Raw genomic sequence first — 530 nt, 5'->3', positions numbered from 1 at the left:
AGGCTTGTTCCCTCAGAAATTCCTAGACGACTCAGTTCAGCTTGTTCAGCAAGAGTCTTTGTTTGTCCTATATTGGTCTGGGCTTGTTTGAAACCATTGACCATCAAGTCTGTCTCAAAAGCTCCAACTTGAGGAGCCACAGCTATGATAATCAAGGTAATCAAGGTAAGAATGCCAGCAGCACCAGCACTAATTGGTTTAATATGAGGCAATCGACTAATCTTCCGTATTAAAGGATTGGATTTACCGGCAATCAACGGCTCAATAATATAGAAGGATAGGATAGCAAAGAAATAAGAAAAGATGATTGTCAGAATAACAGCAGGCAGATTACTCATCAGCTGAGAAAAGATAATATAAAAAGGCCAGTGGAAAAGATAAACCGCGTAGCTAGTATCCGCTAAAAATGTAATGATCCGAGGTTCTTGTATCTCAGGCGTTTTCTCATGCAAGACACGCGCAGCAAAAATCATGGTCACTGCCGCTAAACTTGCTAGCAAGAAGCCAAATAAGTACGCAAACAGGTAGGT

1 protein-coding gene is annotated in these 530 nt (G+C 41.1%); it reads right to left on the bottom strand.

What is annotated here, in order from left to right; translation table 11 throughout:
- A partial coding sequence (locus GMD6S_RS12840) for an acyltransferase family protein (RefSeq protein WP_000320027.1) occupies positions 1 to 530 on the bottom strand: 530 nt, incomplete at both ends.

The organism is Streptococcus sp. GMD6S (assembly GCF_000297015.1).
This window is presented reverse-complemented; position numbering and strand designations above follow the sequence as displayed.